This is a genomic window from Celeribacter sp. (assembly GCF_048270365.1).
Taxonomy (GTDB): Bacteria; Pseudomonadota; Alphaproteobacteria; order Rhodobacterales; family Rhodobacteraceae; genus Celeribacter.
Window position 1 is genome coordinate 19,885 of record NZ_JBLWTA010000028.1, and the last position, 7,475, is coordinate 27,359.

General features: G+C 63.7%; 4 protein-coding genes. 3 read left to right on the forward strand and 1 reads right to left on the reverse strand.

Translation table 11 applies throughout. The annotated features are described in order from the left end of the window. Positions 1–39: 39 nt before the first annotated feature. From ACN0X0_RS20255 to ACN0X0_RS20265, 3 genes are all read left to right on the forward strand, one after another. Positions 40–1,080, forward strand: a complete 1,041-nt coding sequence (locus ACN0X0_RS20255; RefSeq protein WP_417280682.1) for a LacI family DNA-binding transcriptional regulator — start codon at positions 40–42, stop codon at positions 1,078–1,080. Positions 1,081–1,390: 310 nt separating this feature from the next. Continuing rightward, entirely contained in the window at positions 1,391–2,194 is an 804-nt protein-coding gene (locus ACN0X0_RS20260) for a helix-turn-helix transcriptional regulator (protein WP_417280683.1), read from the forward strand. Positions 2,195–2,328: 134 nt separating this feature from the next. Then, complete coding sequence (locus ACN0X0_RS20265) at positions 2,329–7,158, forward strand: autotransporter domain-containing protein (protein WP_417280684.1); 4,830 nt, start codon at positions 2,329–2,331, stop codon at positions 7,156–7,158. Positions 7,159–7,224: 66 nt separating this feature from the next. On the opposite strand, the gene ACN0X0_RS20270 is transcribed toward ACN0X0_RS20265, so the two are convergent. Continuing rightward, on the reverse strand, positions 7,225–7,475 hold a 251-nt coding region (locus ACN0X0_RS20270; RefSeq protein WP_417280685.1), incomplete at its 5' end, for a hypothetical protein.

Sequence of the window (7,475 nt, forward strand, 5' to 3'; positions counted from 1 at the left end):
AGGCCCCTGTGGCGGGGCGGTAGTTGGGTTGAACGCGATATGGCCAAGAAGTCCGCCGTCGGGCGGTCACAAAAGCCGAGCCTCAAGGACGTGGCAAAACTTGCCAATGTCTCCATGATGACGGTGTCTAATGTCATCAACGGGCGCATGGCCCGTGTTGGCGACGAAGTGACCGCGCGCGTGCGCGAGGCAATTCGCGAACTCAACTACCGGCCCCAACGCAGTGGCCGCAGCCTGAGGCTGCAAAAGGAATTTGCGCTCGGCCTGACCGTACTGCACCCAGACCGACGCTTTCTCGATGATCCCTACATTACCCAGGTTGCCGCCGGGATGAGCAATTATCTCGCCACCATAGGCTACAGTCTCATGGTGAACGGGTTGCGCAGCCCGGAGGCACTGGACACGCTGATGGAGCGCAGCTTCGGCTGTGACGGGTTTGCCGTCATGGTCTCGGGTGAACGCGAACAGAGGGTGCAGGTCTATAGAAAGCTTGCGCAGTTGCCGCCCCCCATGGTCGTCATCCAGGACGAACCTCCTCCGGACCTGCCTGAAGTCTCTTCGGTCCGCCAGGACGATGGCGCAGGGGCAAGAATGCTTGTCGAACGACTGCTCGACAAGGGAGCCAAGCGTATTTTGTTCGTAGCTTCTCGGCAGGTTTGGCCGGCCATGGAGCGACGGGCGGCCGCTGCGGCTGCGGCTGCGGGAAACCGGGCGGGCATCGACTATCTGTCCTGTAGTGAAGACGATTTCGAAGCATCCATCGACGAGATCGAATCGTGGTTGCGGAGCCACCCGAACACCGATGCGGTGATGGGCGGCAACGATCAGCTTGGCCTTGCGGCAATGCAGGCTGCAGAGCGATGCGGGCTCTCCGTTCCCGGCAACCTCATGGTGACCGGGTACAACGCCTTCCTGTTCCAGAAGTTCTCCAAGCCAACCCTGTGCAGCGTTGCCTCCCCTGCCTATGAAATCGGTCATGAAATCAGTAAGATACTCATCGGCCTGATCGACGCGGAAGGGGCAGAAGCTCAGCATCTTCTGATGCCCGTCAGCGTCGTCGAAGGCGGTTCCATTGGCTGATCGGGAGCGCAGTTTTGCAACTTTTTGGATGTCCGCCGTCAGCATCGATGACAAGGCTTCAATGAGGACTGGGGACTAGCAGTCCTGCCGACAGAACGAAGATAAAACGAGAGCCTCGCTTGAGAGGAATCATCGGCGGTCGGCTCCCCAAGCGTGGACCGCCGGATCGCGGAGTTTTCCCCCTTGATCATAAGGGAGGACTGGCAGCGCCATGAGGCGCACTGCGATCAGGTGGTTATACCGGATCACACCATGGGCCAGCACTCGCTATATTGTCTACGACGCTCCCTCATCATTTCACGGACTCTTCATGCAAATCGGTTTTTCCAGTCTCGACAGGATCTACGAGCTATGGGACGACCTTTCCGCCTTCGACGCGGTGGATATACAGGCGTCGCGCAGGTTTCTGCTGGAAGAGATCTGCACCATGGTGGATGCGCAGAATGCGGACTGGATCGGCTGCGTGCGGCTGGACTGGAACCAGGGCGGCGATCCGATGAAGGGATGGCGGCCCCGCAGTCTCTTCACGCTGAACCCTTGCGAGTTCACCAGTGAGGCGATCGACCAGGCCTTTGCGGAGATGGACGAGGGCGAACCGGACATCACCACGACGCGCAATGTGGAACTGGCCGGAACGTTCCGGGTCCTGCTGTTGAGCGAACTGGCCACGCCGGAGTGGTTCGAGGGGCCGTCCTATCTGCGCTACTACAAAGCCCTGGACCGGCACGATTCCATCTGGGCGGGCATTCCCGTGAGCGCCGACGCGGAGTTGCAAATCGGGTTCCACCGCAGCTTCGAAAAGACGCCGTTCTCCCGCGAGGATCAGGCCCTGATCTTCCATGCGCTGCGCGGGCTTCGCTGGTTCTACCGGCACCAGCTGCTTGGCGAAGGGGTTGGTGTCGCCTCGGCACCACTCACCCCGACCGAACAGCTCGTCCTGCAGGGGCTGCTGCTCGGTCTGACAGAGAAGCGCATCGCGGAGCAGAACAACCAGAGCCCGCATACCACTCATGACCATGTGAAGCGGATCTTCCGCAAATATGGTGTTTCCAGCCGCTCAAGCCTGATGGCTCTGTGGCTCGGCAAAGGCCTGATATCGAACAATAACCCCTAAACAGGGGATACAACTCCCTCCCCCTCCGACGCCATAAGCGGCTTGTGAAAACGACTTGCGCCGCAGGAGAGCCGTGCCGGCTTTCCTGCGGCGCGCCGTCACATGACCTGACGGTGCGGCTCGAGGGAGAAACCATGGCCATGATCGACACGACATCTCGCGCACCTTGCGAAGCGCTACATGACATGTCGAGCCGTGCAGAAAGGCCCTGGGCTCACAGGCATGAAAGCCGCCAGAAAGCCCGCCGGACGAGTCCCGCGCGCCGGTGTGCCGTGCGGCTTCTCGCCTCGACGGCCCTGTGCGCCGCGTCGCTCATGACCTTGTCCGTCGAGACGGTACAGGCGGCGACCTATGCGGTTACGCAGGCAACGGATGACGGAAGCGGAACGGTCGCAGGGTCGCTGAGTTGGGCAATTGCGAATGCCTCGTCGGACGGCGACGTGATCGAGATCGATCCCGGCATCGCGAACATTGCTGTCACTGGAACATTGCCCGCCTTTGCGGCAAACGTCACGGTCCGTGCAAGCGCCCCGGTCGAGATCACCGGCTCTCCCTTCGCCGCATCCGGCACATCGCTGGTGCTGTCGGGCGAGTCGTCCACCAATGCACTCACCGCCGCCTTGTCGGGCACTGCGGCCGGCCGGAATGGGGGCAACGGTGGCAACGCAACAGACGCTGCCGCCAGCACTGCGGGAGATTCTGGCACGACAGCCGTTACGGGGAGCGGGGTTTCGCTGCGGCTGACCGGGTCCGCAACCGGCGGCAACGGCGGTTCAGGCGGCAATGGCGCCTATGACTCCGTCAATGCGAACGCCAGCGGCGGCGGAGCTGGCGCCGCCGCCGTCTCCGGCAGCGACGGCATGATCGAGAACCGCGGCACACTCACGGGCGGACACGGTGGCAACGGAGGCAATGGCGGCTTCCGTCACTCCGACAATGGCGGGAGGGGCGGCAATGGCGGTGCGGGTGGGGCCGGCATCGCGGGCAGCAACCTCACCATCGACAACTCCGGGACGATCACCGGTGGCGCGGGAGGTCAAGGGGGCGCGGGCGGTAGTTCCATAATGGCCAGCACGGGGTCTGCCGGAAACGAAGGTGTCAGCGGGACCGGCATCTCCGGCTCAGACCTGACGATCGTCAACAGCGGCACGATTGCCGGCGGGCTCTCCGGCGACGGCGTCCGCGCCAATGCCATCGAATTCACCTCAGGCACCAACACACTGGAGCTACGATCCGGTTCAACGATCACCGGCAATGTCGTCGCGGGTGGCGGGAGCGACACACTTGTCCTGGGAGGAGATACCAGCCCTGGCGCGAGCTTCGATCTGGGCGATATCGGCACCAAATACACCGGCTTTGAAGCCATGTCGAAGACAGGCAGCTCCACCTGGACCATGACCGGCACAGCCGGTGCCGCGCTCGGAGACCTGACGGTTTCAGGCGGCTCGCTCAACCTCGACGGGGCAACGGCGAGCGTAAGCAATTTTCACGTGGCGGATGGCGAGGCGACGGTCTCGAACGGGTCCGGCATCAACAGCTACCGCATCTACCTGGGCGGCCAGGTGGGAAAGACAGGCACGTTGACCGTTTCGGGAAGCGGAACGTCACTGAACAGCTCCAATAGTGCCTATCTCGGCTATGCGGGCGGTGATGCCGGGAGCCTGACCATCTCGGAGGGCGCCAGCCTGACCACCGGTTACAATGCCTTTCTCGGCGAGGCGGCGAACAGCACAGGCACCGTCAATGTGACGGGGGCGAACTCTTCCTGGTCAATTACGGAGAATCTCAGGGTAGGCTATCTGGGCACCGGTCACCTGTCCATTGCGAACGGTGCGAAAGTGTCGGTGGGGGAAATCACCCGCGTCGGCCACCTCGGCGGTTCAACGGGGACGCTCAACATATCTGGGCCGGGATCGTCCTTCACAGCAAGCGACAACATGTTCATCGGCTCATATGGCAACGGCACGGTCACGATCGACAATGGCGCCGAGCTCAAGACATCAAATTTGCTTATCCTGGGATTTATGACCGACTCAAACGCCACGGTCACGGTCACAGGCCCGGGATCTTCAATCAATGCCGCCAGCGTTGTGACCATCGGCCAGAACGGGCAAAGCGCCACCTTGACCCTGACCGACGGCGGCGCATTGAACTCAGCCTCGACCGTCTATGTGGCGCGCTTCAGTGGCGCGGGCGTCCTGAACATCGGCGCCGCAGCCGGCGAAACCGCAGCAGCGGCCGGCACCATGACCGCCGGTTCGCTCACCTTCGGAAACGGTAACGGTTCTCTGGTCTTCAACCACACCGATGGCGGCTACACTTTCGCCACCGACATACAAGGCCGCGGGACGATCGCCGGCCTCGCCGGCACCACGACCCTGACCGGCAACAACTCCGCTTTCACCGGCACGACAGTGGTGAACGGCGGCACGTTGCGCGCCGGCGGCGCAAACGCCTTCGCCGACAACACCCAATACGAGATCCACGGCGGAACCCTCGACCTGGCGGGCCATGACCTGACGATGTCGAGGCTGTGGGGAACCGGCGGCACGCTGACCAGCACTGGCTCTGAAGCGGACCTGGTCCTGGATCAGGATGACGTCACGCGCTTTTCCGGCGAAATCTCCGGCTTGGGCGACCTCACGAAGACGGGGTTCGGAACCGTGTTTCTGCGCGGCGACACGACCGTCTCCGGCGCGATCAGCGTCGACGAGGGCGTTCTCAGCTTCGGCAGTGGCAAGACCATGTCGAGCGGGCGTGGGTCAATCACCGCGGCCGGCACAAGCGATGCCGAGTTCGAGATTTCCGGTGCGGGAACGCTGTGGACCATCGGCTCGGACCTGACCCTGGGCGAGACCGGCGGCAGCGGAAGCGGCAACCTGTGGATTTGGGATAAGGCCGTGGTCAACGCCGCGAGCCTCGACGTCGGAAGCTCTTCCCGCGCTAAGGTCACTGTCGCGGGGGCCGACAGCCGCTTGTCAATTGCAACCGCTGCGGCGGTGGGAAGCGGCTCCGGCGGGCAGGGAATGCTTGTGTTGTCGGAAGACGGCGTTGCTGAAATCGGCGGCGGAACCGGGACGCTGGAACTCGGCACATCGGCCGACTCAAGCGGCACGCTCGTCTTCGGCTCAGAGGAAGGTGCGACCCCGGTCGGCGCGGGGACGCTGCTGGCCGGCACGGTCGCTTTCGGCGCGGGTGACGGCAGCATCGTCTTCAATCACGGGGATGCGGCCTATGACTTTGCAGCCGACGTCACCGGCGACGGCACGCTCGCCTTCCGGAACGGCGAGACGCTGCTCTCGGGTGACTATTCCGGCTTTACCGGTTCGGCCGAGATCTACCGCACCGGTGCGGCACGGCTTCAATCGAACTTCACCGGCGATGTCGAACTGCACTCGGGTGTCGTCTATGCGCTCGACACCACGCTTGCCGGCAGCTTTACCGTCAACGACGGCGCCCTGCTCCATGGCAACGGCACGATCGGCGGTCTGTCGCTGGCCTCGGGGGGAACGCTTGCGCCCGGCAACTCGATCGGGACCATCAATGTGGCCGGCGACGCCTCCTTCGGCCCGGGAAGCATTTACGCCGTCGAGGTGGACGATACCGGCGCGAGCGATCTGACGACGGCGACTGGACGCATCGACCTGACGGGCGGAACGGTCAATGTTTCGCTGTTGAGCGGAAGTACGGCTCCCCTTGCCCCGTCGACCAGCTACACGATCATGACCGGCGCTAGCGGCGTCTTCGGGAGTTTCGACAGCGTGACGGAGAGCTTCGCTTTCCTGGATGCAACGCTCGTCTACCAGCCGAATGCGGTGGTGCTTGAGCTGACCCGCAACAGCGCGAATTTCGCCTCGCAGGCACGGACCGCCAACCAGTTGGCCGTCGCCACGAGCCTCGACGGTCCGGCAACCTCCGCCACGCTCTATGGCGCGCTGATCGGCCTCGACGCCGCGTCGGCCCGCGCCGCCTATGACAGTCTGTCCGGCGAAATCCACGCCTCCTTGCCGGCGATGTTCGTGAGCGAAAGTGGCCGTCTGCGCGATGCCGTGACCAACCGCATTGCCAGCGGCTTCGACAGCCTCGCCCAAAACAACGGCGAGGCGGCTCCCTCGACAGCGCAGGAGCCTCTCACGAACCTGCAGATCTGGAGCCAGGCTCAGGGCGCCTACGCGATGTTCAATGGTGACGGCAATGCCGCCCGGCTTTCGAGCAGCACCGGTGGAGGGCTGTTCGGTGTGGAATCCAGCCCGACGCGGGATATCAGGCTCGGCCTCCTGACCGGCTTCGGGCGGTCAACGGCAAGCGTCGACAACCGCGGATCAAATGCTACGGCGGAGAGCTTCACGCTTGGCGCCTATGGCGCGGTTCGCACCGGCGCACTTCGCGTCGACGCCGGTGTCTCCCACAGCTGGCATCAGGTATCGACCAGCCGTCACGTCGCCTTCGGTGGCATCGACGAGACCGTCACCGCCGACTACGGATCGCGCACCGCACAGGCCTTCGCGGACCTCTCCTATCGGGTCGAGACGCCCTGGCTCGGACTTGAGCCCTACGCCGGCCTCGCGGTGGTTCATCACCATGCCGGCGCCATAAAGGAGACCGGATCCGCCGAAGTGGCGCTTTCCGGCAAGGCCTCAGGGCAGTTCTTCGGGACAACGAACCTTGGCATGCGCCTGTCGAAAACCCTGGCGACGCGCGATGGCATGACCACCGAGCTGACCGGACGTCTCGGCTGGCAGCATGCCATCGGCAGCGTCACGGCCGAGAGGCGCCTCGCCATTGCGGGCCTGGACAGCTTCTCCGTTCAGGGAGCGCCCATCGATCGCGACAGCGCACTCCTGCAGGCCGGCGTTCGCTTCAACTTCAGCGACCGCGCGAAGGTCGGGCTCACCTATCAGGGGCGCTTCGGACGCAATGCCGTGGAACAAGGCGCCAACGCGAGACTTGAGGTGCGCTTCTAGCAAGCCTGCGGTCCTGCGCGCTGGATCAGGCCGAGGGACTGCGTCCCGCCGGGCACGATCCGACACTCACGCCGGATCGGCCCGCTTCGCCAGGTGACGTTGCCCCCAAGTTTTATCCAGTTTGACGGAGACTCTGGCGGTGGGTTTGGCCGATATGGCCGGGGCTATTGACGGGGTCTGACGCGGAGTGGTCTGCCCCCAGAAAAGTGGTCCTTCTTGAAGTAGGCTTTCGAGCCAGATGGAGGACGAACGAATGGGACAGAAGAGACACAAGCCGGAAGAGATCGTCGCGAAGCTTCGGCAGGTCGACGTGCTGG